The following is a 25,138-nucleotide window of genomic DNA, read 5'->3' as shown; positions in this document are numbered from 1 at the left end:
CCTCAGAACTTGAACGAGATCATTTTCTTCATCACGAAGATGCCGAAGCTCATCATCGCGACGGCGACCAGCAGCATGAATTGTCCGCGCGGGTCGGTGAACAGCTTGGCCATGTAGGCCGGGGTGGTCATGCTGACCAGGATCATCACGGCGGGCGGCAGCGAGCCGATGATGCCCGCCGAGGCGGTGGCTTCGGACGACAGCGCCTTGATCTTCTCGCCCATCATCTTCCGGGCGCGGAGCACGGTCGACAGGTTGGACAGGGCCTCGGCCAGGTTGCCGCCGGTCTTCTGCTGGATGCCGATGACGATGGCGAAGAATTTCAGCTCCGGCGTCGGCATGCGCTCGTACATCTTGTCCAGCGCCTGCGGCAGGGTCAGACCGACGCCCATGCCCTCGACCAGGGTCTGGAACTCGGGGCCCAGCGGCGCGGGGCTCTCGCGGGCGATGATCTTGAAGCAGTCGTGGACCGGCAGGCCGGACTTGATGCCGCGCACGATGACGTCGACGGCGTCGGCGAAATGGCTGGAGAATTTCTTGCGCCGGCCCTTGCCGAGGAAGCCGACGACCCAGCGCGGCAGGCCAAGACCGAACACCACGGCGGCGCCCAAGCCGATCAGCGGGTTCAGGCCGAAGAGCAACGGCAGCGGCAGGACGATGACGCCCAGCACGGCGCTGATGATCCAGAAGGTCTTCACGCTGGTGGTCAGGCCGGCCTGCTTCAGCTTGGCCGCCATGCTGAGGCGAGCCTTGCGTTCGAGGCGCTCGGCCTCCTGAAGCTGGTCGACGATCTGCTTGCGACGCGCCTCGGGCGTGTTGGCCGCAGCCTTCTTGGCGGCCGAGGCCGACTGTTTGGGGACGCCGAAGCCTTGCGCGCGTTTGACCGCGGCCTCGCTTGAATCGCCGCCGCCGACGAAGGCCCAGCCCAGTCCGCCGATGGTGATGAAGGCCAGAACCGCCGCGAGGATGGGAAGCATGGCGACTACTCCGCCGCGTCGAGGGCTTCGGCGAGCTCGCGCTCGAGGCCGTAGTAGCGGGCGCGATCCCAGAAACGCGGGCGCGCGATGCCGGTGGAGCGGTGACGGCCGACGATCTTGCCGTTCTCGTCCTCGCCCGTGATCTCGTAGACGAACAGGTCCTGGGTGACGATGACGTCGCCTTCTAGCCCGACCACCTCGGTGATGTGGGTGATGCGGCGCGAACCGTCGCGCAGACGGGCGGCCTGGACGATGACGTCGACCGAGCCGACGATCATCTCGCGGATCGTCTTCGAGGGCAGGCCGTAGCCGCCCATGGTGATCATCGATTCCATACGGCTGATGGCTTCGCGCGGGCTGTTGGCGTGGAGCGTGCCCATGGAGCCGTCGTGGCCGGTGTTCATGGCCTGCAGCAGGTCGAACGCTTCCGGGCCGCGGACCTCGCCGACGATGATCCGCTCGGGACGCATCCGCAGACAGTTCTTCACCAGGTCGCGCATGGTGATCATGCCCTGGCCCTCGAGGTTCGGCGGCCGGGTCTCCAGACGCACGACGTGCGGCTGCTGCAGCTGCAGTTCGGCCGCGTCCTCGCAGGTGATGACGCGTTCGGTCGGGTCGATGAAGGCGGTCAGGGTGTTCAGCAGGGTGGTCTTGCCCGAACCCGTACCGCCCGAGATGACCAGGTTGCATCGCGAGGCGCCGATGACGCCGAGGACGCGCGCGCCCTCGGGACTGATGGAGGCGTACTCCACCAGGTTCTTCATCGTCAGCTTGTCTTTTTTGAACTTCCGGATCGTCAGCGTCGGCCCGTCGATCGCCAGCGGCGGGGCGATGACGTTGACGCGCGAGCCGTCCGGCAGACGGGCGTCGCAGATCGGGGAGCTTTCGTCGACGCGGCGGCCGACCTGCGACACGATCCGCTGACAGATGTTCATCAGCTGGGCGTTGTCGCGGAAGCGGACGTTGGTCAGCTGGACCTTGCCGCTGACTTCGATGAACACCCGGCCGGCGCCGTTGACCATGATGTCGGCGATGTCGTCGCGGGCCAGCAGAGGCTCGAGCGGGCCATAGCCGAGGACGTCGTTGACGATGTCCTGGACCAGGTGCTCCTGCTCCGCCACCGACATGGAGACGTTCTTGATCGCCACCAGTTCGGCGACGATGTCGCGGATCTCTTCCGCCGCCGCCTTGGGATCGAGCTGGGCCAGCTGGGCCAGGTCGATGGTGTTCATCAGCGCGTTGAAGATCGTGGTCTTCGTGGCGTGATAGTAGTCGGACTGCTCGCGGACGATCTCCGCGACAGCCTGGGCCTTCTTCAGCTGCTCGAAGCCCGGCGTGGCCTTCGGTCCGGGACCGGCGGGCTTGGGCTGGGCGGGCTGCGGCTTGGGCCGCGAGGCCAGGGCGTCGAGGCGATCGGCGGCTTCAGACGCGGGCTTGGCCGCATACGACTGCGGGGCGGCCTGGGGCTGGGGCTGGGCCGGCCGCTCCATCTCGGCGACCTCGGGCTCGACCCCGTAGGAGAAGGCCTGGGTCTGTGTGCCCTGTTGCGGTTGGGGCGCGGGTTGCGGCGCAGGCGCGGGCCGCGACGCCGGCGCGCCGCCTGTCAGTCCCGGTTGCCCTGTGCGCTTCCCGAACACGCCTTACGACTTCTTCTTGAACAGGCCGGAGAAGACCGACTTGCCGCCCGCCCTGGTCGCCTTGGGCGCGGCCAGCAGCGGAATCTCGCGGCGGGAGACGATCTGCGCCAGCGTCTGGAAGGCCTCGGCGGCCTTGGACTTGTTGGCGGCGTCGAGGATCATCTGGCCGTTGTTGGCGGCCGCCCCGAACACCTTGGCGTCGAACGGAATGATCAGGCTGGGGTGGACGCCCAGCGCATTGCCGAACTCCTTGGCCGGAATCTCCGGACGCCCCGGGACGCCGACCTGGTTCAGCACCAGTCGCGGCGGCGCGTCGTTGGGACGGCCCTGTTTGATCAGGTCGATCATGTTCTTGGCGTTGCGCAGCGAGGCCAGGTCCGGGGTCGCCACAATCACGACCTCGTCGGCGGCGATCAGGGTGCGGCGCATCCAGCCCGACCACAGGTGCGGCAGGTCCAGCACGACGAACGGCGCGGTCGAACGGATCTGGGTCGTCACTTCCTCGAAGGCGTCCGGGGTGATGTCCCAGTCGGTGTCGAGGGTGGCGGGGGCCGCGAACAGGCTGAGCTTGTCGGTGCATCGGACCATCATCCGGTCGAGCAAAACCGGGTCCAGACGATCGGGCTGGCTCAGCGCATCGGCCACGCCGTTCAGCGGGTCCTGGTTGAAGTCCAGGCCAGCGGTGCCGAAGGGCAGGTCGTAGTCGACGATGACCGTGTTGGCGCCGATCCGCTCGGACATGGCGTAGGCGGTGTTGTGCGCGACCGAGCTGGAGCCGGTGCCGCCGCGGGCGCCGACGAAGGCGATCGAACGACCGACGAACGGCTGGGCAGGATCGGCGAACAGGCCGCCGATGGCCGCGATCAGCTGCAGCGGCTGCAGCGGCGCGACGAGGTATTCGCTGACCCCGCGACGCATCAGCTCGCGGAACAGGAGGATGTCGTTGGTGGCCCCGATGACCACGACCTTGGTGCCGGCGTCGCAGACCTCGGCCAGCTGATCCACTTCCCACAGCAGGGTCTGCGGATCCTTCAGGCATTCGACGACGATCAGCGGCGGGGTCGGCTCGTGATGATAGGTCTCGACCGCAGCGGCGACGCCGCCGACGCGGATCTGGGTCGTGGCGCGCGACAGGCGGCGGTCCTGGCCGGCGCGTTCGGCGGCGGCGAGGGTGTCCTGGCGCTCGGCGAAGACGTGGATGGCGATGCGCGGCACCGACACCTCGGCGGCGTGTCCGCTCGAGACCGGAGCCGAGAAGGCCGCGGCGGCGCCCGCGACCAGTTCGCCGACCGGATTGAAGTCCGACGCAGGCGGAACCAGCGCCGCGTCGGCGACGGAATGCTGCGGCTGGACAGGCGGCGGCGCCTGGACGGCGGGCGCCGTGAACTGGAGCGGCCGGTGACCAGGCTCTTCTGCGGCGTCGAGCGGATCGACCGGGAAGGCTTCGGCCTCGCCGCCACCAGCCGGGGCGCCGTGGGCGGTGTAGCCCATGTCGAGGTCGAACTCGTCCTCGAACTCGTCCTCGTAGTTGTGGGGGGCGAAGGCGTTGCTCATGACTATTCCACGGCCTGGGCGACCTGGCCCTCGACCAGAGGTTCAGGGGCGGCGGAGGTCATCGAACCGGCGCGGTAGTTGGCGAAGACGACGGCCGAGCGTCCCGAATCCAGCGGGGCGAAGGCGCGGGCGCCCTGGATGTCGCGGGGATTGGCGATCTGGGCGGCCATGTTGGCGGTGATCGCGCAGCCCAGGCCCAGCGAGCTCTGGTTCGAGAAGTGCGCGCCCGGCGTACGACGCTCCAGCGAGCAGTTGGTGACCACCGCGCGCACGGTTTCGAAGCCGGCCAGGACCGGCGCCTTGGCGTCGGGGCCGTAGTAGCTGGCCATCTGGATGTTCTGTTCCGGCACGCCGGCGGCGGCCAGGGCAGTGCGAATGGCCCAGCCCTGCTGGCCCGAAACCGGATCATCGCCGGCCGGCACCTCGACCTTGAGCGGACCCGAGCCGTCGTTGGCGTAGCGCCGCGCCAGATCGCGCAGGGCGGCCTGCTGGTTGGCGGACAGACCTCCATCGTGAACCGCGAGGGCGATCCGGTCGAGGCCAGGCTCGACCTGGAGCGAGTACCGCGAGAGCGGCGTCATCGGCGCGTCGTCGTTCGAGAGCGACGAGGCGCAGGCGCCCAGGGTCACGGCGGCGGCGGAAAGGGTGAGCAGCAGAATGCGCATCACGGGGGTCCTCACTCGATCACATAGCCGACCGGCCCGCTCCAGCCGGCGGCCGGCGCGGCCTGGGCCGTTTCGCGGGGCGCGTAGTGCTGGTTCAGTTGGCCGAACAGGATGGTCTGGGCGTCATTGGCGATGATCAGGCCGTCAGCCGGCGTCTGCAGCGAGCCCGCCGAGGTCGGCGACACGATGTAGGCCTCGACGATGATCACGAGCTCGGTCTCGCCCGACAGATAGTCGCGCGACCGGAACAGGGCCCCGAGAACCGGCAGTTCGCCGATGCCCGGCAGGGTGTCGATGTTCTGACGGGTGTCTTCGCGCAGCATGCCGGCGATCATCAGCGAGCCGCCCGAGGGCAGTTCGACCGTGTTCGACGTGCGCCGCACGTTCAGGGCCGGGATGACCAGGGCGTTCTCGCCGGTGGCGCCGAGCGTGAAGGCGCCGTTGGTCGTCAGCTCCGACACCTCGGTCGAGAGCTGCAGCGAGATACGGCCTTCCGACAGCACGATCGGGCGGAAGGCCAGACGCACGCCGTAGGGCTTGAAGGCGATGGTGATGTTGCCGTCGTCGTCGCGACCGACCGGCACCGGGAACTCGCCGCCGGCCAGGAACTCGGCGTTCTCGCCGTTGACCGAGGTCAGATTGGGCTCCGCCAGGGTGCGGACCAGGCCGACGCGCTCGAACGCCGCGAGACAGGCCGAGGCGTTTGTGCCCGTGACCGTCTTGAAGACCGTGGATGCGAGGTTCGAGAGGACGTTGCTGGTGCTGTTGCTGGTGGTGCTGTTCGTGATGGTGCCGTCGATGAAATCAACGCCGCCGATGTTGAACACACGATCGATGTCGTTGACCGTGGTGATGGCTTCGGTGCCGGAACCCGTCTGGACGGTGCTTCCAACCGAGTTGCTGATGTTGGTCGTGCGCGCGTCCTGTTCGCCGAAGCAGACGCCGCCTCCGCCCAGCAGGGCGCCGTTGACGGCGAAGCTGTTGGCGCGGCCCATGCCCCACGACGTGGTGCCCTGGTTGACGACGACGTCGGTCGACAGGCCCAGCTGCTTCACAGCGCTGCGCTGCACCTCGACGATGCGGGCCTTGACCATCACCTGGTCCGAGCCGGCGATGGTCATCATGTTGATGACCTTCTCGGGCGCGGCGACGAAGGCGCGGGCGACCTGGCTGGCGCGGTCCGCCTCGCCGGGGCTGTAGACGGTGCCGGTCAGGACGACGCTGTCGTTCACCGCCTCGGCGTGAACGTTCGAGCCGGGCATGATCCGGTCGAGCGTGTCCTGCAGGGCCGACACGCCGGCGTCCACGCGGACGCGCAGCGACAGGATAGTGCGGCCGGCGTTGTCGAGAACGACGGCGTCCGTTTCACCTGGCGCGAGACCGATGATGGTGATGCGGCGCGGCGAATGCAGCATGGCCTCGGCCACGCCCGGGTTCGGGACGATCACGTCACGGGCGTCGGCCGGCAGATCCACGGCCATCGACGACCCACGCGGCAGGCTGATGAGCTGCGACTGCGACCCCATCGAAACGGCGGCGCGGCTTTGCGCCTGGACCGGGGTCACCGGCGAGGTCGCGACGACGGTCAGGGCCGCCATGGCGACGGCGATCATACGGTTCATTGGACCACCACAACTTCAGGAGCGCCGCCGCGGTAGACCCGGACAGCGGACGACTGCTGACGACGCGCGGGCGAGACGCTTCCGGACGGCCCGGCGGTGTCAGCGTAGGAGCGCAGGACCAGGCTCAGTTCGCCTTCGGACTTGGCGAGGGCGAGCGATTCCGCGTCACGCGGGCCGACCTCGAGGGTCGCCGTCGCGCCAATCACGGCCTGCTCGTCGTCGCCGGCCCGGGTCGACTGGTCGATGGCCAGCACCTTGATGTTCTGCATGACCGTCGCCGAGCTGAATTTCGACCGGTCGTTCTCTGACGCGCCCAGGTTCGACAGCGTCGTCTCGCGCGTCAGGACCACATCGACGCGGTCGCCGGGCAGGATGAAGCCGCCTGCGGCGGTCTCGACCGTGACGCGGATGGCCATGGCCCGCATGCCGGGCTCGAGATAGGCGGCCATATAGCCGCTGTCCCCGGCGCGCACGATCTTGCGCATGACGATGGGCTCGCCGGCCAGAATGGGTTCGCGCACCACCGAGCCGACGTAGTCCGCCTTGGCTCCGCCGGTGGCGAGATCGGTCGCGGCACGGGTCACCGAAGCGACGGCGCCCTCGGGCTTGTCTCCCTTTTCGGCAGCGGCCGGGGCGGCGGCGGTCGGGATCGGAACAGTGCCGTCGGTGATGAAGGCCGGATTGACCTCGTCGACCGGCCAGTCCTTCCAGTCCATGTCGCTCTCCGTCAGACGCTGACCGGGCTGCAGGTCCTTGGCGGCGATCAGCACCTTGGCCATGGGTTTGGCCGGCTCGGCGGCGGCGGCCGCGGCGGCGGGTTCCCCCGAAGGCGACCCCATGGCGCGCACGACCAGCGCCAGACCGATAGCGGCCACGGCGGCGACGCAGATTACGATGATACGGGCGGGCTTCATCGGCGATCTCCGGCAGGGCCGGACCGACCGCTTACCGGTCTACTGGCCCCCTACCGTTAAGAACCATGCCGGGGCCGGGTTAACGCGGGCCTAAGTCGGCGTTCCCCGAACGCCTAGCCGGCGATGAATCGTTCCATCAGCGGCGAGGCCTCGTAGGCCATCAATGCGCCGGCTGCGATCGCCACGCCGTAGGGAATGTCCCCCTTCGGCTCCATCAGCTGAACGACCCAGCCCGGGGCGCCCGCCAGGTAGGGCCGCGAGTGCATGCGGGCGAACAGCAGGATCAGGCAGAAGAGGCCGCCCATCACGCCGGTCCACAGCAGGAACATTCCCGACCCGGACAGGCCCAGCCACAGGCAGGCGGCGGCCATCAGCTTGGCGTCGCCGCCGCCGATCCAGCGCAGGGCGAACATGCCCATGCCGACCAGCAGCGCCGCGACGGCCACGCCCAGGTGAATGGCGATATCGAGAGGCGGCAGGCCGACGGCCAGGGCGGTCGGGAAGAAGAACAGGATCAGCAGGCCCGAGATCCAGTTCGGGATCTTCATGGACGTCAGGTCCTTCAGCCCCGCGACGATGACGAGGGCCGGCATGACGGCGAGGAGGACCAGGCTGACGATATCCATGACCCTTGATCTGACATGGACGCGTTAAGGCCGGGTTGAGCGCAAAGCGAAAGGGCCGGAGCGTTTCCGCTCCGGCCCCCGATACGCTTACTTCGACGAAGTGGCTTAGGTGCCGGCGGTGCCGCCCATGCCCGTCACGACTTCGTTGAACTTGCCCTTGATGGTCGTGCCGAGCGCGGTCACGGCCGAAATGATGACAACGGCGATGAGGGCGGCGATCAGGCCGTACTCGATGGCCGTGGCGCCCGACTCGTCGGACATGAACTTCGAAACGAACTTGGTCATTGGATTCCCTCTCCCGATCGGGGGTGCAGCTTGCGGGGTGGTCGGTGACCCGGCGCCCCCTGAACACCTGAACTCTGTACGGCTCAGGTTAAATCCAAGCATACGAACGTGTTTACTTCGCCGTTTACCCCGATCTTTCGATCGAGGCGCCTGGACCGCATGACAGAAGGGCCGGGGCGTTTCCGCCCCGGCCCTTCGCCGGTTTCATTCGCGACGGTCGGCTTAGGTGCCGGCGGTGCCGCCCATGCCGGTCACGACTTCGTTGAACTTGCTCTTGATGGTCGTGCCCAGAGCGGTCACGGCCGAAATGATCACGACGGCGATCAGGGCGGCGATCAGGCCGTACTCGATGGCGGTGGCGCCCGACTCGTCGGACATGAACTTCGAAACGAACTTGGTCATTGTGTCTGTTCCCTGGAAAGAAGTGAGAGGATCAAAGCGAGCTAATCTGGACTCGGGGGGAGCCGGCAGCCCGCTTGACCCCCAGAACGCAGGATGGTTATCGCGCATATGGGTTAAGGGCCGGTCGCTGGTCGTGGTTACTCACTTGTTTACTGTGAAAACTTCTTCTGACGCCTTCTAGACTTGGTGCAGCGAACCAACGACGAATCGGATTTCAGACTTTCTTGAGGATTGCGGCGCAAACGTCCGGATCACGCTCACGCGCGCGCCCGTTCAATGGAAGACGTCGCCATGATCCACCCGCTTCGCCTCGCCGCCGCCCTCGCCGCGACCGCCCTGCTGGCGGCGCCCGCCGCGGTGCTCGCCCAGTCCAGCCGTCTGAACGTCGAGATCGACCAGGCCACGCGCGTCCAGCTGCGCGGCCCGGCCGGCTCGGTCATCGTCGGCAATCCGGCGATCGCCGACGTCACCGTCGTGGATGCGAACACGCTCTACATCACCGGCAAGGGCTATGGCGTGACCGAGGTCGTCGCCGTGGACACCATCGGCCGCACGGTCTTCCAGAGCCAGGTCGTGGTCACCGCCGGCGACGGCGGCGGACGCGTCCGCGTGTGGCGCGGCCCGCAGGCGACCGAAATGGCCTGCGCCAGCTCGTGCTCCCCGTCGCTGCGCGGCACCTCGGGCCCCGCCGCAGCCGATCCTTCCGCGCAGTAGTCCGGCCATGGCGTTCCGGCGTCTTGCCCAGAAGTTAAGCCGTCGCCGTCGCGGACTGGTCCGCGCCGAGGACGGCTCGGTGGCCATCGAGTTCGGCATGGTCGCCCTGCCCTTCTGCCTGATGATGTTCGCCATCCTCGAGCTGAGCCTGGTGTTCGTCACCGACTCCGTGCTGGAGAACGCCACCATCGAGACGGGCCGCCTGATCCGCACCGGTCAGGCCCAGGCGCAGAACATGACCGCCACCCAGTTCAAGAACGGGGTGTGCAGCCGGATGAGCATCTTCTCGGCCGACTGCGCCACCCGCGCGACGGTCGACGTGCGGGTGATCGCCAACTTCAGCACCCCGCCGCCCGATCCCATGGCCGGCGGCACGTTCGACGAAGGCGGCCTGACCTACACCAACGGCGCGCCGCGTCAGCTGATGCTGGTGCGGGTCTGGTACAAGCAGCCGCTGCTGACGACCTTCATGGCCCAGGGCCTGTCGCGTCTGAAGGACGGGACGGTTCGCCTGACCTCGACCACGGCGTTCCGCAACGAGCCGTTCAACCCGACCCTTCCCGCAACCCCGCCGGCGACGCCATGAGACGTTCCCTGATCCGCCGTCTGGCGAGCGACGAGCGCGGCATGTCGGCCGTCGAGTTCGCCCTGCTGGCCCCGATCCTGATCGCCTTCTACCTGGGCATGTCCGAGTTCTGTCAGGGCTATATGGCCCAGAAGCGGATGGGCCATGTGGCGTCCATGGTGGCCGATCTGGTGTCACAGCAGCAGACCGTGACCAAGACGGATGTCGACGAGATCTTCAGCATCGGCGGCCTGATCATGAAGCCGTTCACGACGGCGTCGCTCAAGCAGCGGGTGAGCAGCGTGTCGATGGACAACAAGGGCGTGGTGACCGTCAACTGGAGCCGGGGCAGCGGGATGACCGCGCTCAAGCCCGGCGATCCGGTGACGATCCCGGCCGATGTGATCACGGCCGGCGAGAGCGTCATCATGTCCGAGGCGACCTACGACTACGACTCGCCGGCGGACTATCTGATGCCGAAGGTGACGCATTTCTCGCACCGCTATTTCCTGCGGCCGCGGACGGTGACGCAGATCCCCTGCACCAACTGCTAGGGGCCGATCAGGGCCTCGCGCAGGGCGCGTATCTTGGCGTCGGTTTCAGCCAGCTCGGCGGCGGGATCGCTGTCGGCGACGATGCCGGCGCCGGCCAGGGTGCGGTAGCGCCAGACGCCCTCTTCCAGCTCGAACGACGCGGTGCGGATCAGCACTGACGCGGTCAGGCCGCCTTCCTCGATGTGGAACAGGCTGCCGCACCAGGGACCGCGCGGCGGTTCGTGGCCGGCGATCACCTTCATGGCCTGATGCTTGGGCGCGCCGGTGATCGAGCCGGGCGGGAAGGTCGCTTCCAGCAGGTCGGCGGCGGCGACGTCGGCCCGCGCCTCGGCGGCGACGGTGGAGACGAGGTGGTGGACGGTGGCCAGCGGCTCGACCTCGAACAGGCGTTCGACGCGGACGGAGCCGGGCGCAGCGGCGCGGGCCAGGTCGTTGCGCATCAGGTCGACGATCATGAGGTTTTCGGCGCGGTCCTTGGCGCTGGCCTGGAGCTCGGCGGCGAGGGCGGCGTCGCGGGCGGGGTCGGGATCGCGCGGCCGGGTGCCCTTGATCGGACGGGTCTCGATGCGGCGGGTTTCCGGATCGAAGGTCAGGAAAAGTTCGGGCGAGTTGGACACCAGGGCCCGGTCGCCCAGCCGCCAGAAGGCGCCGTAGGCCGAGGCCCGGTCCGCCAGACGCAGCATGACGTCGAAGGGGTCGGCGTCGGGGCGGAGTTCTCCGGTCCAGGCCCGGGCGATGTTGGCCTGGAAGAGTTCGCCGGCGGCGATGCGGGCGACGACGTCGGCGACGGCGTCGGTGTAGGCGGACTCGGGCGCCTCGGGCTGGAAGCGGGTTGCGGGCGGCGGCGGGGCGGCGGGCTCGACGGCTTCGCCGAGCCAGGCCCCGGCCCGCTCCGCGGCGGCGCGGGCTGAGGCGTCGTCCACTCCCCGGCCGATGGCGAAGGCCGTCCGGGTCTCGTGGTCGAAGGCGAGCATGGCCGGGTAGCGGGCCAGCATGAGGTCGGGCCAGAGTGGCTCGCGCAGGCCGGTGGCGGGACGGGCGCCGGCGTCATAGGCGAGGAGGCCGACGACGCCGGAGGCGAAGGCCGGATCGCGCAGGATGTCGAGGCGCTCGCCGACCGGCTCGATGCGGACCAGGTCGGGATCGGCGGCGACGAAGGACCAACGGCCGAGAGGCCCGCCGTCGGAGAGCAGGGCCAGGGCGCCGTCGCGATGGCGGAGGCCGGCGGCGACGGCCAGCGGGTCGCGCCACGGATGGGCGCGGCGCTCGACCGACGCGAGGGTCACGCCGCCAGCCGCTCGCCGATACGGTCGCGCAGGGCGGCGTCGACGCCGAGGGCCTTTTCCAGATAGGCGTCGAGCGAGCCGTGACGGGCCTGGATTTCAGCGAAGGCGGTCTCGAGATAGACCGGCTCCACGCCGAGGAAGGCGACGACGGCGTCGTGGGAGGCGACCCGGCCGGTCATGGCCTCGAGCTGGCGGGCGATGGCCGGGGCGCGGCCCTCGAGATCGACGGCGGTGTTGGTCAGCAGATAGTCGGCGATCATGTCGTCGTGGTGCACGCCGAGCAGGTGATGGGTCAGGGCGGCGAGCATGCCGGTGCGGTCCTTGCCCGCCGCGCAGTGGATCAGCACCGCCCCCTCGCCGTCGCCCAGAGCGCGGAAATAGCGGGCGAAGAGATCGAGGTGGGCGGGGTCGAAGGGCAGCTGGCCGTAGGTGTCGGTCATGAAGCGGCGACCGGCGTCGACGGTCAGGTCCGAGGTCCTGAGGAAGGTGATGTGCGGCGCCTCGCCATCGGAGCCGAGGTCGCTTTCGAGGACCTGGCCGGTCCAGCCGACGGGGCGTTTCGACGGCTGGTCACGGCGTTCGCCGCGGCGACGCAGGTCGACGATCGTGCCGATGCCGAGGCCGCCGAGGCGGTCCAGATCGGCCTCGCTGACCCGCGCCTGGTGCGCCGAGCGGAACAGCCGGCCACGCGTCAGATGGCGGCCCGCGGCGGTGGCGTAGTCGCCGTAGTCGCGGAAATTGTCGAGCGCGTCGAAGCGGTGAATGCGGTCCATCATGAGGGCCGGTCTAGACCGTCCGCAAGGCCCCGTCACGTCCTGCCGACGAGGCCCTGCATGGCGTCGAGGTAGGCGACGAAGGCCTTGCGTCCGGCCGGGGTCATCGCCGCCTCGGTCAGGGGCTTTCGTCCCTCGAACCGCTTGTTGACGGCGACGAAACCGGCGTCCTCCAGCTTGCGCAGATGGACCGACAGATTGCCGTCGGTGGTCTGGAGGCGGGACTTCAGGGTGTTGAAGTCGGCGCTCTCGACTCCCGACAGGACGGCCATGATGCCGAGCCGCACGCGGCCGTGGATCACGTCGTCGATCCGGTTGATGTCGAAGTCGTCGGCCATGATCAGGCCCGTTTCGCGGCGCGCATCAGCAGGAAGCCCGGCAGGGCCATCAGCAGGAACAGGGCGACGGCGTAGGCCAGGTACTGGACGGATTCGCCGGCGAAGGCGGCGAGAAGCGGGGCCGCGATGTAGGAGCCGATCGCGAGCGCCCAGAGCGGACGCGACTTCTGCATGACGGCGCTGACCGTCCAACCGATGCCGTAGAAGGCCATGATGATCGACGGGACCAGGGCGAACATGGCCAGGGACGCCGCCTCGCCCATCCGGAAGCCGACGACGGCGAAGGAGGAGAACAGGGCGAAGATGCCCCAGCCGAGAGCGCTCCAGGTGATGTCCGAGGCGCGGTTGGCGGTGGTGACGACGCCGGGCTGGCGCTTCAGACGGTTGATGACCACCGCGAGGGTGACGAAGAACAGCAGGGTGGCCACGATCCAGCCGATCGACAGCGCGTTCCCGGTGAACGGCAGCAGGCCGGTCATGACGGCCCAGTGGAACAGGCTGGCCGAGCCATAGAGCAGGCCGGCCATGAACAGGATGGAGGCGCCCTGCATCGGGGTCTGACTGCCTTCCTCCGCGAGGCGGCGCATCCAGGCGATGTCGGCGGCGGTGTTTTCGGTTTTCTCGGTCATCAGTTCATCCTCCTCAGAGTCGGCGGCCAAAGGCCAGCCACAGGCCCGGCAACAGGGCCACAAGGCCGAGCGTGGCGGCCTGGATCAGATACTGGTCGGGCGTGCCGAGGCGCAGGGCCATGGCCGCCAGACCGGCGAGGGCGAGCATCGCGAGGATGCCCATGTTGGGGCGCGCGGTCTGGATGCCGGCGACGCTCCAGGCCACGGCGTAGAGGGCCAGGCTGGAGCCGGCGGCCCAGCGCATCAGGCTCCAGTCGCCGGTCGCGGCCGAGAGGCCGGCGAACGCCAGGGCGATGGTCACCGCCGACAGGATGGCGAGGCGCGACCAGCCGGCGACCCGCCGGGCCGCCTCCCCGCCCGAGCGGCGCAGGCGGAACAGGACGGTGAAGAACAGGGCCACGGCGACCGGCCAGGTGACGGCGAGCGCGGCCGGATGCCAGCCGAGCGCGCCGCTGACGACGCCCCACTGCACCAGGTTGGCGGAACCGAAGACGGCGCCGGCGAGCGTCAGGACGCGGCCGGCGCAGACGGGCACAGTGGCCGCGCGGCGGACGGGGGCGTCGAAGGTCAGGGTCGCGGTGGTCATGGTGATCTCCCTTGCCGCTCTTATGCGCCATGTACTTTGCATTGTAAAGTACTTCGTGGAGACAGGCCAGAAGACTCCGTCGAGAGAGGACTCCGGCGAAGGGAGGGGAAGGCGCGGGGCGTCCGGGCCTCGCCCGGAGCTTTGATAGTTTTACCGTTTCGACGAGACAGGCCGCCCCGCGTGGTCGTTGGTTTCGCGCGCCCTCCGGCTGGCGGCCCTGTTAGAGCCTTGACGGATCTCCGCCGCCGCCATTGCTGGAAGCGACGTGGGTGGGACATCGGCTGAGCCAGCGGTCCGCACCTTCGATGCGCGGCGAGCAAGCGGACAGCATCCATCGCTGTCCGACGAGGCCCCCCGGACTACCCTTCGCCCGGGCTTCATCGCTCGACCACAGCCCGTCGTCGTCGAGGCGTTGGATCCGACGCCTTCCCCATCGACGGGATGCGGAGATTATGCGGGAGGCGGATACCTCGCTGCGTAGAGGGAATTTTGGTGGGGGAAGTCAGGGGGTTGGCGAAAAGAATCCGGGAATAGCCGACGCTTTTCCAATCGCTATCGTCATCCTCCGGCGCCCGAAGGGCGACCGGGGGACCCAGCGGCGCCGGAGCGCAGCGAAGGCGAAACCTCAGCCGCCGGTGCGTGTGACAGGGTCGCGCTCCCGCGCGCCGCTGGGTCCCCCGGTCTCGCCCCCGCCTTCGCGGAGGCTCGCCGGAGGATGACGATAGCAATGGAGAGCGGTCAGCTGGGCCGGTTGAGCTCAAATCACATCCTCCGGCGACGCCCCCTCCACCATCCTTCGCCCTGCGGGCTTCGGATGGTCCCCCTCCCCATCGCAGATGGGGAGGTGAGCGAGAGCGAAGCGCCCGATCAGGCGGTGCGGATGATCCCGCCCACAGCCGCCACCGGCCAGGGCGTCAGGCGGGCGCCGGCGCAGGGGCCGCCGGTGCAGTCGCCGGTGAGGGGTTCGAAGACGGCGCCGTGCCAGCCGCACAGGATCAGGGAGCCGTCCGGGGTCAGGTAGCGGTCCAGCTCGATGGCCAGGGGGTAGCCCTGGTGCGGGCAGCGGTCGACGTAGCCGGCGAACTGGCCGTCCTTGTGGACCACGAAGCCGTGGAAGAAGGCCTCGCCGATCTGGAGCACGAAGGAGCGCGAGCCGGGGTCGGCGATGTCGGTCTCGGCGCAGAGCGGGACGTTCGGCGGGGTGGTCCACACCCGCTTGCGCTCGGCGGGTTCGGGCTGTTCGGCCATGAAACCCGACCTAGTCCCGCTCGACCTTGAGCGGGCGGGACAGGAGGTTGTCGATCACCGCGTCCACCGTGGTCTCGCCGCACAGCAGGGCGGCGACGGCGAGCGAGATGGGCATGTCGACGCCGGTCTTCAGCGCCAGTTCGCGAACGGCGGGGGCGCTTTCGTAGCCTTCCGCCACGGAGCGTTTGCCGGCCAGGGCCTCGGCCACCGTCTGGCCCTGGCCGAGGGCGAGACCGAGGCTCATGTTGCGCGACTGGGGGCTTGAGCAGGTGAGGACCAGGTCGCCGAGGCCGCAGAGGCCGGCGACGGTCTCGGCCTGGCCGCCGAGGGCGACGCCCAGACGGGTCATTTCAGCGAAGCCGCGGGTGATCAGGGCGGCGTGGGCGCTGCGGCCCAGACCCTTGCCCTCGCTCATGCCGCAGGCGATGGCGAGAACGTTCTTGATCGCCCCGCCGACCTCGGCGCCGATCAGGTCGGTGGCCAGGTAGGGACGGAAGCCGGGGGCCGACAAGGTCCACATCAGCTCTTCGCCGAGCGCCTCGTCGGCGCAGGCCAGGGTGACGGCGGACGGCAGGCCGCGGGCGACCTCGCCGGCGAAGCTGGGGCCGGAGAGGACGGCGGCGGGGGCGGCCGGAAGGGTTTCGGCCAGCACCTCGGTCATCAGCTTGAGCGAGCCGCGCTCGATGCCCTTGGAGCACAGCACCACCGGCACGCCGGCGCGGTGGAAGGGGGCGAAGGCGGTCAGGGTCGAGCGCATATGCTGCGCCGGCGGCACGGCGAGGATGACGTCGCAGTCGGCCAGATCGGACAGTTCGGTGGTGACCGAGACGTGGTCGTCCAGGGTCACGCCGGGCAGGAAGGCCTCATTGACCCGGCGCTCGCGGATGCTTTCGACCACATCCGGCTCGCGCGCCTGCAGCAGCACGTCCAGCCCGGCCCAGCCCGCGACCTGCGCCAGGGCCGTGCCCCATGCGCCGCCGCCGATCACCCCTGCCCGCTTGAATTCCATACGCGTTTCCTAAGCCTTCGCGCCCTTGCGACCCGGCTTGTGAGCCGGGTCGGCGAGCGCCTTTTCTTCATCCAGCGGCCAGCGCGGCCGGGCGGCCGCGTCGATGTCGGATGTCATTCCCTTTTGCAGCCGCTCAGCCCCCGCGAGCGCGATCATCGCTGCATTGTCGGTGCAGTAGGCCATGGGCGGGGCGAGGAAGGCAAAGCCGTTCTTCGCCGCGACCGCTTCCAGCGTGGATCGAATGGTCTTGTTGGCCGCCACGCCGCCGGCCACCACAAACAGTCTTTCTTGCCCTATCGCCTCGCCCGCGGGGCGAGGCTGCTTGAGGGCGGCGTCGTGGCGTTCGGCATAATCCTTGAGCGCGCGGTCCGAGCGTTCGCTGAGCTGGCGGGCGATGGCGGACTGAACCGCGTCGGCGAGGTCGGCGCGCTGCTGGTCGGTTTCGCAGGCGACGGCGAGGCGCGAGGCGGCGGTCTTGAGGCCGGAGAAGGAGAAGTCGCAGTCCTTGCGGCCCAGCAGGGCGCGCGGCAGGTCGAAGCGCGAGCCGTCGCCGCTTTCGGCCAGCTTCTCCAGCGCCGGACCGCCCGGGTAGCCGAGGCCGAGCGCCTTGGCGATCTTGTCGAAGGCCTCGCCCGCCGCATCGTCGATGGTGGTGCCGAGCCGGGTCATGTCGCCGACGCCGCGCACCTCCAGCAGCTGGCAATGGCCGCCGGAGACCAGCAGCAGCAGGAAGGGATACTGCACCGGCGCGCCGAGGCGGGCGGAGACGGCGTGGCCTTCCAGATGGTTCACCGCGATCAGCGGCAGGTCGCGGGCCAGGGCCACGGCCTTGCCGAAGCTAAGGCCGACCATGACGCCGCCGACGAGGCCGGGACCGGCGGTGGCGGCGACGCCGTCGAGGGCGTCATAGCCGATGCCGGCCTGCTCCATGGCGCGACGGGTGACGCCGTCGATCATCTCGACATGGCTGCGCGCCGCGATCTCGGGGACGACGCCGCCGTAGGCCGCGTGGTCGTCGATCTGGCTGTGCACCACCGACGAAAGCACCGTGGCGACGCCGTCCGGCGTCAGGCGCACGACCGAGGCCGCGGTCTCGTCGCAACTGGTTTCGAGACCGAGCACGGTCAGAGGTTCGGTTGCCCGGCCCTTTTCGCTGCTATAGTCCGCGCCCATCGTCATCGGGTCGAGGTAGCGACCCCGCCGGACCCGTGCAACGCCTCATGACTCAATCCATCCTCATCGGCACGCGACGTTCGAAGCTGGCGCTGACCCAGTCGGGCATGATGCAGCGGGCCATCGGGCGGGCCATGGGCGTCGACGAAAAGGACATCCAGGACGTCGTCCGGCTGGTCGAAATCGTCACCACCGGCGACCAGGTGCAGGACCGCCGCCTGCTTGAGATCGGCGGCAAGGCGCTGTTCACGAAAGAGATCGAGGAAGCGCTGCTGGCCGGCCGCGTCGACGTGGCGGTGCACTCCATGAAGGACGTGCCGGCGGAGCAGCCGTACGGCCTGGCCATCGCCGCGGTGCCCGAACGCGAGGATCCGCGCGACGCCTTCGTCAGCGAATTCTTCAAATCGTTCGACGAGCTGCCGATGGGCGCGCGGCTGGGCACGGCGTCGCTGCGGCGGCAGGCGCAGGCGCTGGCGCTGCGGCCGGACCTGAAGATCGAGATGCTGCGGGGCAATGTCGACACGCGGCTGCGCAAGCTGGCCGACGGCGAGTTCGACGCCATCCTGCTGGCCGTGTCGGGGCTGAACCGGCTGGGCTTCGAGAGCGTGATCCGCGAGCGGCTGTCGCTGGACAAATTCCTGCCGGCGCCGGGCCAGGGCGCGCTGGCGCTGCAGACGCGGGTCGAAGACGTGAACGCGCCGTGGGTGGCGGCGCTGAACCATCCGCTGACGGCGCTGGCCGTGGCGGCGGAGCGCGGGGCGATGACGGCGCTGGAGGGCTCGTGCCGCACGGCGATCGGAGCCCATGCCGAGATCGGCCAGGGCCACCTGCGGCTGACCACCGAGATGCTGGCCCCGAACGGCAGCGCCCGCTGGCGGCGTTCGGGCGAGATCGGCGACGTCCATGCCGCCGACGCGATGGAGCAGGCGCGGGCGCTGGGCCTGAGGATCGGCGCCGAGGTGCACGCCGAGGCCGGCGACCAGGAAGTGATCCCGTGACCGGCGCGGGCCGCGTCTGGGTGACCCGCACCGAGCCGGGCGCCTCCCGGACCGCGGCCCGCCTGACCGCGCTCGGCTTCACCCCGCTGATCGCGCCGGTGCTGGAGGTGCGGCCCATCGCCCAGGACGCGCCCGACCTTTCGCCCTATGCGGCCCTGGCCTTCACCAGCCCGAACGGGGTGGCGGCCTTCACCGCCCTGACGCCCGACCGATCGCAGCCGGTGTTCGCCGTCGGCGACGCCACCGCCGAGCGGGCGCGGCAGGCTGGCTATGATTCCGTGATTTCGGCGTCGGGCGACCTGTCGGACCTGGCGTGGCGGCTGGCGGCCTCGGCCTCGGGCCGGGTGCTGGTGCCGGGCGCGAAACAGCCGGCGGGCGATCTGGACGAACTGCTGGACGGGGCGGTCGAGACGGTGCGGCTGCCGGTCTATGAGGCGGTGGCGACCAAGGCGCGGCCGCCGGAAGGCTTCGACGCCGTGCTGCTGCACTCGCCCCGGGCGGCGCATGCGGTGGCCCGGACGCTGGGGCGCGAGGGCGGCCGCGACCGGCTGGCCGTGGCCATTTCGCCGGCCGCCGCGACGCCGCTGGCGACCGCCGGATTCGTGCAAATCCGCATCGCCGGCGAACCGACCGACGCCGCCGTGCTGGAGGCGCTTGGCAATCCGGCGGCCCGCGTATAAAGAGCCCCCTCGCGCGGCGGGCCTGCCCTCCGCGAACCGGGCCGCTTTAGCTCAGCCGGTAGAGCACCGCATTCGTAATGCGGGGGTCGCGTGTTCGAGTCACGCAAGCGGCACCACCTTTCCAGAGCACCACTAGCTAGGAAGAGTTCGCCCTCTGGGCGGAGAGGTGCTTCCGCGTGGGAGTTGCGTGGGTATCCAGTGGGGGCGCGTTAGGCTTGACGGCCCGCTTTGTAGGCTGGGCCGCCTCGCCACTGGATCAGTCGATCATCCTTAACCGGGATACGGTTTCGCCGCTGACCCCAGATAGGCGACCTTTGCACTTTCTGCCGTTCTGATCGCCTCGCGCGCAGCGGGATCCTTGAGGTCCAGCATTTTCAGCACGCCGTCGATCTCATCCACCGCTTCGATCCGCCGAAATACCTCTCCATGCGTTTCGGCAAAGTCCGCCAGCCCCTTCAGCTTTGGCAGGGCGTCACCAAGCCAAGTGCCATGAGGATCTACGATGTCCACGACGATTGATCCGTCCGCAGTCTGCGCAAAGAACAGGAAGTCAGGACGCACGACACTCCACGCTCCATCCATTCGATAGGCCACGCCCAGCGAATCTTGGCTCGCCCGAGCAGGGTTCCGGTACCAGCCAATGAACCCTTGCTTCTCAATTTCCGCCGCCAGAACCTTCTTCTCGGGTTCCTTCAGCTCTGCTGGATAGCGCCCCTTATTGTCGCACAGCAGATGATGCTCGAACGTCGGAATTGTACGCTCCGCCCCGCTCTCCTCGCGAACCTTCGTCGCCTCCATCCGTGACATCGGCCGAGCCACTCCGACGTCTTGGGGCGCATCGCTCATGCCCTGGATGACGCGATAGTCCTCACGACGCTCGTCTGACAGGCCCCGAATTTGCTCCCGGTACGCCTCAAACCACTCGTCCGTCAGCGCCGTCGCCGCCCTTTCCAGCGCGGTCTTCACCTCGGGGATCAGGCCTAGCGCCGCTACTTCGGTATGGGCGTCGATCAGGCCCTCCTCGAAGTCCTCGATGCCTCGCTCTTCCATAAGCCGGCCGCAAACGACATCGGCATAGGTCTTGGTCACATCGGGACTGAACTGCCGGGCCGCACGGCGGTAGGCGTCTTCGATCACCCTGAAGTCGGCTCGTTCGACGAAGGCATCGAAACTCATCTCGCCGCCCTTGACGTCGACCTTCAGGGCCGCACCCTCCACTTCCATAACGTCACGGCGTCTTGCCCTGATTGCTTCTGCGAATCGCGCCGCTTCCGCGTCCAGCACTTCGTGCATGGCGGCGTGGGCTTTTTTCCCCGCTCCCCCCAAGATCTTGTCGCGTGACAACTCATGCGCCAGCGCGGTCAGGCGCTGCAGGGGCTTGCTGCTCCGTTGCGGGAGGCTCTGTGAAGGCAGGGCCTCGAACCGCTCCCACACCGTTTCCGGGATCGCCGGATTAGGCGTCATCTCAACGGCGTTGATGACCACCCGGCGCAACGGCATTGCGCCTTCCCCCGCAGCGCCACCCTGCGTCAGAGCATTGGCGATCTCAACCACCGCGCCCTTGTTGAACTTCGGCAAGAGGCAGTCGACCGAATTCAGCCTTTCATGGCCGGGGATTCGCCGCGCCAGCGGAGAGCGCACCATCCGCCCCAGCAACTGGGTGATGTGCGTGCGATCTGTCGCCGCCCGAAACGACACCATCACCTCCGCGCGCGGACAGTCCCATCCAGTCGAGATGGCGTTCTTGGCGACTAGAACCCGGATATGCTTGCGCTCCTGGACATCCTGCGGCTCGATATATGGGACGTGGTAGCCCTTGAAGGTCTCGGTCCGGTGCTCGCCGAATACGTTGGCGAAAGCATCGATAGTCAGATCCGGCCATGTCTCCAGGATCGTCGTAATCCATTCAGCGACCATCGTTTCGTCTGGCTTGTCGGGCGCTTGAAGCACCATCAGGGGCGTCACGATCTCGCCACCTTCGGCTTTGGAATAGGCATCCCAAGCCGCACTGATCTCCTTCAGCTTAGTCGTCGCCCGCTTCAGCAATACCGTGTCGAACGCACCTACCTCGTCTGGTGTGTCTAGCACGATCACGTCTTTCAGCAGACCAGACTCCTGCACCAACTCGGGGTTTACCGTGACGTTGGCCAAGCGATTACGCCCATCTGCCGCCGCCGCATCCATGGCCGCGTTGAACCGCTCGACCGTCGCCGAGATGCCCCACACTACCGGCATCGGGGGCACCGGACCGTGACCGTTGATAAGCCGCTTAACGATGGTGGACCGCTCGTTCTGCGCCGCCGCCACAGGCGTCCCCATGCCCCGGTGCGCTTCGTCCAGAACCAGATATAGCGTCAGGTCCGGGTCCTCGATGGTGTTCTTGATGGTGTCCCAGATCGTATAGCTGCGCAGGTCGGGCCGCATCTCAGGGAACGTCCCGTCGGCGTCGTGACCGCGCGTCAGCAGGCTGTTCTTCCCGAGCTTCTGAGTGTTGAGGAAGTAGATTTTGCCCGGCTGCAACTTCTCGCGCTGGAAGCTGTTGTCCACCACCACCATGTCGGCCATGTGGATGCGGTCGGCCGCCTGCGTCAGGCGGTATCGGGTCTGCTCATTCAGGGACGGATCGTCGCTGAACCAGATCACTACCGCCCCCTTGTCGGGGTCGAAATCGAACTTGTCGTCGCCCTGGAACAGGGCCTCCAGTGCGGCGGCCGCCATCACTGTCTTGCCCGCACCGGTCGCGGCGGTCAGGGAGAAGGCCGATCGGTCGCCGTCCTCGCACCAGTCCTTCCTCGCCTTCTTTAGCCGTTTCAGGACATCGGCGACCGCCTCTTCCTGATAGTTGATCAGGGTGAACTTCATTCTTCGCCTCCGCCGCTCTCGAAGGCGAAATTGGTCAGGTAGCTCTCGTATAGGCGCACCGGCTCGACTCCCTCGGGCATCAGTCGGCACACAGCCTCGAACCGTCGGTCGTCATTGGTGACGATAAAGGCCATCCGCAGGCCCTCGGCCGCTGCGCAAGCCTCGCCGAACACCTCCGCGTGGTCCATGTCGGTCAGCAAACCATAGGCCTCGGCGAGCTCCCACCCTCTCTCGGGCAGGGCTTCGATGCGGCGTCCCGTGCTCCCCGCGCGCATCCACAACAGAGGCGCAATCCGCGCGAACGCTTTGTTGTGATCCACCGCACGCGGCGTCTCATAGGTCAGAGTGAAAAACTCAGCGTTAGCGGCAAATCCATCGGCGATCGGGAACTCGTCAACGAACTTGTATTCGCCCTCTACGGGCCGCCCGTCTGGGGTCAATCCGGTAAGCGCGGAGGCCACCCTCGGCTTCGTTATGTAATCGCAGATTCCCCAGCACTCCCAATCTGCATCGCCAGGACGAAGCCCCTTCTTCCGAAGTTTGATTTGCTCGTCCGCCCCGACTTCATTGTTCGTAGTTAGAATCGCTTGTCGTCTGCCACCGTCGAGATGATTCATGCGCATAACCGCATGAGCCGTTGTTCCCGACCCTGCGAAAAAGTCTAGGACCACCGCATCCGGCTTGTTGGCCAAGAACAAGCGAAGACTGTCTTCGACGGCATAGAGACTTTTAGGGAACGGAAATCCTCGCTCCCCCACCAGCGACTTCACCAGATCTGTGCCATGTATCTCAGCGTTGTGGGATGGTTTGTGCCAACTGGTAATTGGCATTTTAATTTTGCTCTCATCATAAATCGCAATGACACTGTTGTCCGGATTTCGCCCTACAACAGTCGCCTTCTTGGTTTCGATATCCGCGATCCGCCCAGACGTGAGGTAGGAGATCTCGAAAGCTTGAGGCTTATCCGGCGTATGCCGACCCACTCTGACGTAGCCTTTGCGCCGAAGGTCTTCCAGACTCCCCCCCGTCAGTCCCCAGTTCATTTCAGTTCCGTCGTCCCGAATGGGGAATACGGCAGTAGCGCCCTCGATTTGCGGTGCTGAGTTGCGGTCGACTGAATGAGGCAGCGGCGGACCGATTTGCAGGATCGTGCCTGCCTCGGAGACATAGATCGGGTAAAACTGGGATGTCCCCCCTTTCTTGGTTCCCCTTGCAGAAGAAAGATCACTTCTCCTCAGCGTGCGCCAAGGAACCGACGCGCCTTCGCCATAGTCTTGATCTGCCTCCCCAAGGACTACCGCTTCTCCAAACATAAGAAAGAAGAGATAGTCCTCACATCGACCGAAATTTCCCTTTCGGTACTTTCCGCGAGGGTTAATTACAGTCGTAACCATCTCCATTCGAGCGTCAGGAAAAACCTGCTCCAAAAGAAGCGCAAGCCTGCTATATTCCTTGTCATCGATCGCGACGATAAGGACGCTATTCTTGAGGTTAAGAAGCTCCCGAGCCACCAACAGCCTGCGCTCTATGAAAGCTAGCCATTTCGAATGACGGTATTGATCGTCTTCGCCGACGTAATCGTTGTTATACTTCCAGTCTGAAGCGCCGGAGTTATAAGGCGGATCGATGTAAATCGCGTCGATCCGGCCACGATGGGTGTAGGTCAGCGCCTTGAGGGCGTGGTAGTTCTCGGCGTTAATAACCGTGTGGAATGGCGCGCGGTCACCGCGCTCGATCTTGCCGGTCGACACAAGCCCTGGATAGATTCGGTCGCCAAACGCGGCAATCACCACGAGGTCATCGACTGCCGCCTCGGCCGTCTCCAGGGCATGGCCCGCCTCGACCTCCTCATGGCCTTCTAACCGCGCAATTGTACCGCCGTCGCGGCGAGTCAAACCGGTCACGATCCAAAGGCGCTGATCACCCCGCTTCGTCTCTCCACGCGGAGCCAGAATGCGGACTTTGTCACCCTTCCGGACAGGTCGCCCCGGCAGCTCAACCGCTTCGGGCCTGTGGCGCTCGAAATTCAGCCCAAATGCCCGGCGAGAAGAGAGCGCCCGGAACTCTTTCTCTAGGTCACTCCCCAACTGGGCGTCCTTAGCCTTCGCTCGCGCGATCAGGTCCGTCAGCCGCGACATGCGTTCTCCCCTCAACTCAGGGTCCATTCATCGCATCGCGACGTATTTGCCAACCCATTCGATCGCGAGATTTTCCTCAGCCGTACTGAAGTCTGACAAAGTCCTGGAGCAGCTTCGCCGGATCGTGGCCGAGTGCCTCGGCGACCTGGCAAAACTCGATCACGTCAAGCCGGCGCTCGCCGCGCTCCACCTTTGACACGAAGCTTTGAGGCCTTCCCAGTCGCGCCGCCAGCTCGACCTGAGTGACGCCGGCGGCCTTCCGCGCTGAGGCGATGAAGCCGATAAGCTCCTGATGCCGCTGCGTGAAGATCGATGACGGCAACGCGCGCCCCCTGACAGGTGAGGCGCTTTCGCTAAATCCCAATCCGGGATATCCCAGAATCGGTTATCGAGTGCTTGGGGGAAGGCGGGCCGCGAAGTAGAGCCTAGCGGGGCGGCTCGCAGCGCGCAGAAACCAGTACCTTATATGATGTGCAAATCATGGCGCATCAAACTAGTCATGTGAGAGATCAAGATGAATAAAAATGCAGCCCGACTTGGATTAGCGGCGATCGCGGCCTTTTACGTGGTCACGGGGGGCCTATGGGCAGCGGACTATTTCCCGTTGCAGAAGTTCTATGCCCAAGCAGAAGTCAAAGATGCCATTGCCGAGAAGGTGGGGTATCCGGCAGCCTTCGACACCAAGGAGTACGACGACGCGTACGCTTACCAGCAGACCTACGCGTTAACGCATCCCAGCATCGTGGACACCGAAAACAAGCTCGCCCTCCTCGGGTCGCTTCTGCTCTGGGGCACGGTCGGCCTCGGCGTAGGAGGCGGCGTCCTTTTCCTGACCCGGCGAAACGGGAAAGGTCTGCCAGCCGCTCCTAAAGCGGAATAACGGGCGCACCTTCACGACGAGCT

The 25,138-nt window shown here is 67.3% G+C and carries 25 protein-coding genes, 1 tRNA gene and 1 pseudogene; 7 read left to right on the top strand and 20 right to left on the bottom strand.

What is annotated here, in order from left to right; genetic code table 11:
* Positions 1-2: 2 nt before the first annotated feature.
* The 9 genes and pseudogenes from GGR12_RS03080 to GGR12_RS03040 all read right to left on the bottom strand — a co-directional run bounded on the left by GGR12_RS03080 (position 3) and on the right by GGR12_RS03040 (position 8,682).
* Positions 3-977: a type II secretion system F family protein gene (locus tag GGR12_RS03080; RefSeq protein WP_183202801.1), complete on the bottom strand. Its 975-nt coding sequence runs from the start codon at positions 975-977 to the stop codon at positions 3-5.
* Positions 978-982: 5 nt separating this feature from the next.
* Positions 983-2,477 (bottom strand): annotated as a pseudogene (locus GGR12_RS03075) (TadA family conjugal transfer-associated ATPase); the annotation flags it as partial.
* Positions 2,478-2,617: 140 nt separating this feature from the next.
* Positions 2,618-4,168, bottom strand: coding sequence for a CpaE/TadZ family protein (locus GGR12_RS03070; RefSeq protein ID WP_183202797.1), 1,551 nt, complete (start codon positions 4,166-4,168; stop codon positions 2,618-2,620).
* 2 nt (positions 4,169-4,170) lie between these two features.
* Positions 4,171-4,833: a CpaD family pilus assembly protein gene (locus tag GGR12_RS03065; protein ID WP_183202794.1), complete on the bottom strand. Its 663-nt coding sequence runs from the start codon at positions 4,831-4,833 to the stop codon at positions 4,171-4,173.
* An 11-nt stretch (positions 4,834-4,844) separates the two neighbouring features.
* Positions 4,845-6,455: a type II and III secretion system protein family protein gene (locus tag GGR12_RS03060; protein ID WP_183202792.1), complete on the bottom strand. Its 1,611-nt coding sequence runs from the start codon at positions 6,453-6,455 to the stop codon at positions 4,845-4,847.
* Positions 6,452-7,369 (bottom strand): Flp pilus assembly protein CpaB, encoded by a 918-nt coding sequence (gene cpaB, locus GGR12_RS03055; RefSeq protein ID WP_183202790.1) that lies wholly within the window; start codon positions 7,367-7,369, stop codon positions 6,452-6,454. The genes GGR12_RS03060 and cpaB overlap by 4 nt, the downstream gene beginning before the upstream one ends.
* A gap of 113 nt (positions 7,370-7,482) precedes the next feature.
* On the bottom strand, positions 7,483-7,995 hold the full coding sequence (locus tag GGR12_RS03050) for an A24 family peptidase (protein ID WP_183202788.1): 513 nt from the start codon (positions 7,993-7,995) through the stop codon (positions 7,483-7,485).
* Positions 7,996-8,100: 105 nt separating this feature from the next.
* Positions 8,101-8,280, bottom strand: coding sequence for a Flp family type IVb pilin (locus tag GGR12_RS03045; RefSeq protein ID WP_183202786.1), 180 nt, complete (start codon positions 8,278-8,280; stop codon positions 8,101-8,103).
* Between the two features lie 222 nt (positions 8,281-8,502).
* A complete protein-coding gene (locus GGR12_RS03040) occupies positions 8,503-8,682 on the bottom strand; it encodes a Flp family type IVb pilin (RefSeq protein WP_183202785.1) in 180 nt (59 codons plus the stop codon).
* Positions 8,683-8,973: 291 nt separating this feature from the next.
* Here GGR12_RS03040 and GGR12_RS03035 point away from each other — a divergent pair, with 291 nt between their 5' ends.
* From GGR12_RS03035 to GGR12_RS03025, 3 genes are read left to right on the top strand one after another with little or no spacing between them, the layout of a single operon-like run.
* A complete protein-coding gene (locus tag GGR12_RS03035; protein WP_183202782.1) occupies positions 8,974-9,396 on the top strand; it encodes a pilus assembly protein N-terminal domain-containing protein in 423 nt (140 codons plus the stop codon).
* Between the two features lie 7 nt (positions 9,397-9,403).
* Positions 9,404-9,982: a TadE/TadG family type IV pilus assembly protein gene (locus GGR12_RS03030; protein ID WP_183202780.1), complete on the top strand. Its 579-nt coding sequence runs from the start codon at positions 9,404-9,406 to the stop codon at positions 9,980-9,982.
* Entirely contained in the window at positions 9,979-10,515 is a 537-nt protein-coding gene (locus GGR12_RS03025) for a TadE/TadG family type IV pilus assembly protein (RefSeq protein WP_183202778.1), read from the top strand. The genes GGR12_RS03030 and GGR12_RS03025 overlap by 4 nt, the downstream gene beginning before the upstream one ends.
* On the opposite strand, the gene GGR12_RS03020 is transcribed toward GGR12_RS03025, so the two are convergent.
* From GGR12_RS03020 to tsaD, 8 genes are all read right to left on the bottom strand, one after another.
* Entirely contained in the window at positions 10,512-11,801 is a 1,290-nt protein-coding gene (locus GGR12_RS03020) for a chorismate-binding protein (protein ID WP_183202776.1), read from the bottom strand. The genes GGR12_RS03025 and GGR12_RS03020 overlap by 4 nt on opposite strands.
* The gene (locus tag GGR12_RS03015; protein WP_183202774.1) at positions 11,798-12,577 is read right to left on the bottom strand and encodes a tyrosine-protein phosphatase; all 780 of its coding nucleotides are present in this window, start codon (positions 12,575-12,577) and stop codon (positions 11,798-11,800) included. The genes GGR12_RS03020 and GGR12_RS03015 overlap by 4 nt, the downstream gene beginning before the upstream one ends.
* A 32-nt stretch (positions 12,578-12,609) precedes the next feature.
* Positions 12,610-12,912, bottom strand: coding sequence for a winged helix-turn-helix domain-containing protein (locus GGR12_RS03010; protein WP_183202772.1), 303 nt, complete (start codon positions 12,910-12,912; stop codon positions 12,610-12,612).
* 2 nt (positions 12,913-12,914) lie between these two features.
* Positions 12,915-13,541, bottom strand: coding sequence for a hypothetical protein (locus GGR12_RS03005; protein WP_183202770.1), 627 nt, complete (start codon positions 13,539-13,541; stop codon positions 12,915-12,917).
* Between the two features lie 13 nt (positions 13,542-13,554).
* Positions 13,555-14,127, bottom strand: a complete 573-nt coding sequence (locus tag GGR12_RS03000; RefSeq protein WP_183202768.1) for a hypothetical protein — start codon at positions 14,125-14,127, stop codon at positions 13,555-13,557.
* Positions 14,128-14,994: 867 nt separating this feature from the next.
* Positions 14,995-15,375 carry a Rieske (2Fe-2S) protein gene (locus GGR12_RS02995; protein ID WP_183202766.1) on the bottom strand — a complete coding sequence of 127 codons (381 nt, stop codon included), beginning with the start codon at positions 15,373-15,375 and terminating at the stop codon, positions 14,995-14,997.
* Between the two features lie 10 nt (positions 15,376-15,385).
* Positions 15,386-16,384 carry an NAD(P)H-dependent glycerol-3-phosphate dehydrogenase gene (locus GGR12_RS02990; RefSeq protein WP_183202764.1) on the bottom strand — a complete coding sequence of 333 codons (999 nt, stop codon included), beginning with the start codon at positions 16,382-16,384 and terminating at the stop codon, positions 15,386-15,388.
* A gap of 9 nt (positions 16,385-16,393) precedes the next feature.
* Positions 16,394-17,563 carry a tRNA (adenosine(37)-N6)-threonylcarbamoyltransferase complex transferase subunit TsaD gene (tsaD, locus tag GGR12_RS02985; protein ID WP_183202762.1) on the bottom strand — a complete coding sequence of 390 codons (1,170 nt, stop codon included), beginning with the start codon at positions 17,561-17,563 and terminating at the stop codon, positions 16,394-16,396.
* Positions 17,564-17,604: 41 nt separating this feature from the next.
* Between tsaD and hemC the strand changes: the two genes are divergently transcribed.
* The 3 genes from hemC (at position 17,605) to GGR12_RS02970 (ending at position 19,351) form a co-directional block, all read left to right on the top strand.
* Positions 17,605-18,555 (top strand): hydroxymethylbilane synthase, encoded by a 951-nt coding sequence (gene hemC / locus GGR12_RS02980; protein ID WP_183202760.1) that lies wholly within the window; start codon positions 17,605-17,607, stop codon positions 18,553-18,555.
* Positions 18,552-19,235 (top strand): uroporphyrinogen-III synthase, encoded by a 684-nt coding sequence (locus GGR12_RS02975; protein WP_183202758.1) that lies wholly within the window; start codon positions 18,552-18,554, stop codon positions 19,233-19,235. Before hemC ends, GGR12_RS02975 begins: the two co-directional genes overlap by 4 nt.
* A 40-nt stretch (positions 19,236-19,275) precedes the next feature.
* A tRNA-Thr gene (locus GGR12_RS02970) sits at positions 19,276-19,351 on the top strand.
* 154 nt (positions 19,352-19,505) lie between these two features.
* Here GGR12_RS02970 and GGR12_RS02965 read toward each other — a convergent pair.
* The 3 genes from GGR12_RS02965 to GGR12_RS02955 all read right to left on the bottom strand — a co-directional run bounded on the left by GGR12_RS02965 (position 19,506) and on the right by GGR12_RS02955 (position 24,557).
* The gene (locus GGR12_RS02965; protein WP_183202756.1) at positions 19,506-22,097 is read right to left on the bottom strand and encodes a DEAD/DEAH box helicase; all 2,592 of its coding nucleotides are present in this window, start codon (positions 22,095-22,097) and stop codon (positions 19,506-19,508) included.
* Complete coding sequence (locus GGR12_RS02960; RefSeq protein WP_183202754.1) at positions 22,094-24,235, bottom strand: site-specific DNA-methyltransferase; 2,142 nt, start codon at positions 24,233-24,235, stop codon at positions 22,094-22,096. The genes GGR12_RS02965 and GGR12_RS02960 overlap by 4 nt, the downstream gene beginning before the upstream one ends.
* Before the next feature lie 76 nt (positions 24,236-24,311).
* Entirely contained in the window at positions 24,312-24,557 is a 246-nt protein-coding gene (locus GGR12_RS02955; RefSeq protein ID WP_183202752.1) for a helix-turn-helix domain-containing protein, read from the bottom strand.
* Between the two features lie 192 nt (positions 24,558-24,749).
* Here GGR12_RS02955 and GGR12_RS02950 point away from each other — a divergent pair, with 192 nt between their 5' ends.
* Complete coding sequence (locus GGR12_RS02950) at positions 24,750-25,115, top strand: hypothetical protein (RefSeq protein ID WP_183202750.1); 366 nt, start codon at positions 24,750-24,752, stop codon at positions 25,113-25,115.
* Positions 25,116-25,138 lie beyond the last annotated feature (23 nt).

Source organism: Brevundimonas lenta (assembly GCF_014196335.1).
GTDB classification, from domain to species: domain Bacteria; phylum Pseudomonadota; class Alphaproteobacteria; order Caulobacterales; family Caulobacteraceae; genus Brevundimonas; species Brevundimonas lenta.
The sequence above is the reverse complement of the archived record's forward strand: the minus strand, read 5'-3'. Positions and strand labels throughout refer to the sequence as shown.

Bases quoted from the DNA above. Each gene is read 5' to 3' on its own strand.
- GGR12_RS03080 (WP_183202801.1), bottom strand. From the start codon at position 977: ATGCTTCCCATCCTCGCGGCGGTTCTGGCCTTCATCACCATCGGCGGA.
- GGR12_RS03070 (WP_183202797.1), bottom strand. From the start codon at position 4,168: ATGAGCAACGCCTTCGCCCCCCACAACTACGAGGACGAGTTCGAGGAC.
- GGR12_RS03005 (WP_183202770.1), bottom strand. From the start codon at position 13,541: ATGACCGAGAAAACCGAAAACACCGCCGCCGACATCGCCTGGATGCGC.
- tsaD (WP_183202762.1), bottom strand. From the start codon at position 17,563: ATGACGATGGGCGCGGACTATAGCAGCGAAAAGGGCCGGGCAACCGAA.
- GGR12_RS03015 (WP_183202774.1), bottom strand. From the start codon at position 12,577: ATGATGGACCGCATTCACCGCTTCGACGCGCTCGACAATTTCCGCGAC.
- GGR12_RS03065 (WP_183202794.1), bottom strand. From the start codon at position 4,833: ATGCGCATTCTGCTGCTCACCCTTTCCGCCGCCGCCGTGACCCTGGGC.
- GGR12_RS03030 (WP_183202780.1), top strand. From the start codon at position 9,404: ATGGCGTTCCGGCGTCTTGCCCAGAAGTTAAGCCGTCGCCGTCGCGGA.
- GGR12_RS03045 (WP_183202786.1), bottom strand. From the start codon at position 8,280: ATGACCAAGTTCGTTTCGAAGTTCATGTCCGACGAGTCGGGCGCCACG.
- GGR12_RS03000 (WP_183202768.1), bottom strand. From the start codon at position 14,127: ATGACCACCGCGACCCTGACCTTCGACGCCCCCGTCCGCCGCGCGGCC.
- GGR12_RS03060 (WP_183202792.1), bottom strand. From the start codon at position 6,455: ATGAACCGTATGATCGCCGTCGCCATGGCGGCCCTGACCGTCGTCGCG.
- GGR12_RS02990 (WP_183202764.1), bottom strand. From the start codon at position 16,384: ATGGAATTCAAGCGGGCAGGGGTGATCGGCGGCGGCGCATGGGGCACG.
- hemC (WP_183202760.1), top strand. From the start codon at position 17,605: ATGACTCAATCCATCCTCATCGGCACGCGACGTTCGAAGCTGGCGCTG.
- GGR12_RS02950 (WP_183202750.1), top strand. From the start codon at position 24,750: ATGAATAAAAATGCAGCCCGACTTGGATTAGCGGCGATCGCGGCCTTT.
- GGR12_RS03010 (WP_183202772.1), bottom strand. From the start codon at position 12,912: ATGGCCGACGACTTCGACATCAACCGGATCGACGACGTGATCCACGGC.
- GGR12_RS03040 (WP_183202785.1), bottom strand. From the start codon at position 8,682: ATGACCAAGTTCGTTTCGAAGTTCATGTCCGACGAGTCGGGCGCCACC.
- GGR12_RS02960 (WP_183202754.1), bottom strand. From the start codon at position 24,235: ATGTCGCGGCTGACGGACCTGATCGCGCGAGCGAAGGCTAAGGACGCC.
- GGR12_RS03035 (WP_183202782.1), top strand. From the start codon at position 8,974: ATGATCCACCCGCTTCGCCTCGCCGCCGCCCTCGCCGCGACCGCCCTG.
- cpaB (WP_183202790.1), bottom strand. From the start codon at position 7,369: ATGAAGCCCGCCCGTATCATCGTAATCTGCGTCGCCGCCGTGGCCGCT.
- GGR12_RS02965 (WP_183202756.1), bottom strand. From the start codon at position 22,097: ATGAAGTTCACCCTGATCAACTATCAGGAAGAGGCGGTCGCCGATGTC.
- GGR12_RS02995 (WP_183202766.1), bottom strand. From the start codon at position 15,375: ATGGCCGAACAGCCCGAACCCGCCGAGCGCAAGCGGGTGTGGACCACC.
- GGR12_RS03025 (WP_183202778.1), top strand. From the start codon at position 9,979: ATGAGACGTTCCCTGATCCGCCGTCTGGCGAGCGACGAGCGCGGCATG.
- GGR12_RS03050 (WP_183202788.1), bottom strand. From the start codon at position 7,995: ATGGATATCGTCAGCCTGGTCCTCCTCGCCGTCATGCCGGCCCTCGTC.